The 1,656-nt window shown below is 74.9% G+C and carries 3 protein-coding genes; all 3 read right to left on the minus strand.

Annotated features, from left to right (window positions below; translation table 11 throughout):
* Positions 1-667, minus strand: a 667-nt coding sequence (locus HW577_RS24715; protein ID WP_198378743.1) for a DJ-1/PfpI family protein, incomplete at its 3' end; no start/stop codon positions are given.
* 78 nt (positions 668-745) lie between these two features.
* The gene (locus HW577_RS24720; RefSeq protein ID WP_198378744.1) at positions 746-1,261 is read right to left on the minus strand and encodes an HPP family protein; all 516 of its coding nucleotides are present in this window, start codon (positions 1,259-1,261) and stop codon (positions 746-748) included.
* Positions 1,258-1,656, minus strand: a 399-nt coding sequence (locus tag HW577_RS24725; protein ID WP_198378745.1) for a TIGR04282 family arsenosugar biosynthesis glycosyltransferase, incomplete at its 5' end; no start/stop codon positions are given. The genes HW577_RS24725 and HW577_RS24720, both read right to left, overlap by 4 nt.

Genomic DNA, 1,656 nt, shown 5'->3' on the forward strand with positions numbered 1-1,656 from the left:
CGCGCGCCACCAGCGCTTCGCGTTCCGCCCGCATGCCGGCGCCGCGCGCCTTGGCCGCCGCCAGCACCTCGGCCGGGGCCGTCGCGGGGGAGCCCGCGTCGAAGGGCGGCGCCGGCGCGTATTCGATCTGCAACTGGATCGCCTGCGCGACCTCGGGCGAGACCATCTCCGCCACCAGGCTAAGCGCGAAATCGATCCCCGCCGTCACGCCGCCGCCGGTGACGAAGCGGCCGTCGCGCACGACGCGCCCCTGCACCGGCACGGCACCGAGGGCGCTGAGGAAATCATGGCTCGCCCAATGCGTCGTCGCGCGCCGCCCCTTGAGCAGCCCCGCCGCGGCGAGCACCAGCGCGCCGGTGCAGACCGAGGTGACATGGCGCGCGGTTGCGGCCTGGGCGCGCAGGAAGGCGAGGACCTCCTCATCCTCCATCAGCGCCGCGACGCCGGGCCCGCCGGGCACGCAGATGACGTCGAGCGGGGGACAATCGGCGAAGCGCGTGTCCGGCAGCATGGACAGGCCGGTATCGGAGCGCACCGGATCGGTCGTCTTCCACACCAGATGCGTCGTCGCGCCCGGGACGCGGGAGAACACCTCGAAGGGCCCCGTCATGTCGAGCTGCGTCAGGCGCGGGAACAGCAGCAGGCCGAAGCGAAGCGGCGAGGTCATGGCGTTGGTCCTCCAGGCCGGAAAGGCTCGCACGGAGGAAGCGGCGGCGGAAGGGCGGGGCGGCCATCCCGCGCGTCGTCAACCTTCCCTGCGCCGCATCGTCCCGCGCGGCGCGAAGCGTGGCCAGGGTCCCGCCCCCCAGGGCGCGGGCAGGTTGTTGGCGGCGAAGGCGACGAGAAACAGCGTCGCGAGCCCGGGCAGCAGCGGGGAGGCCAGGAACCCCCACCCCGCGCCCTCGACGAAGACCACGACGGGGTTCGCCCCGGCCGGGGAATGGATGGTCCGCGTGACCGCCATGGCGGCGAGCGCGACGCCCACCGCCAGCGCCAGCCACAGTTCGAGCGGCCCGCCCACCGCATCGTGCAGGACGCGGAAGACCAGGCCGACGGTGGTGGAGATCAGGTGCCCGCCGATGAAGGAGCGCGGCTGCGCCATGATCCCGCGCGGCATGCCGAACAGGATCACGCAGGATCCGCCGAGGGAGGGCAGCAGCCAGGGATGCTCGGTGAACGAAAGCGCCGCATGGGCGAGCAGCAGCGCCGCCGCCGTGGCGCCGACCTGCACCAGGATCCGCGGCGGGCGCGGCGGCTTCATGGGCGGCCCCGGCGCGCGGCCAGGTCCGCCGCCGTGTCGACATCCCGCAGCACCCGCAGGAACGCCACGCGCCGACCGGCGAAGTTCCGCAGCGTGTCGGCCAGCGCGTGGTCGGTCGACCAGCGCACGCCGGCGAAAGGCCGGGCCGGGCGGCGCGGACCCATGCCCACGAGCCAGTAGCCGCCATCCTCGGCCGGCCCGAACACCGCATCGGCACGGCCGAGCGCCCGAAAGGCCGCAGCGATGTCGGCCGGGCGCAGGTCGGGGACATCGGTGCCGGCCAGCACCGCGACCGGATGCGCGCGCATCGCGCCCGCCATCCGCGCGCCGAGGTCGCCCGAAGGCTGCGCGACGCGCCGCGTGCCGCGCGGCACGAAGCGCGCCCTGAGATCGGA

This window comes from Neoroseomonas rubea, assembly GCF_016106015.1.
In the GTDB taxonomy this organism is placed as follows: Bacteria; Pseudomonadota; Alphaproteobacteria; order Acetobacterales; family Acetobacteraceae; genus Neoroseomonas; species Neoroseomonas rubea.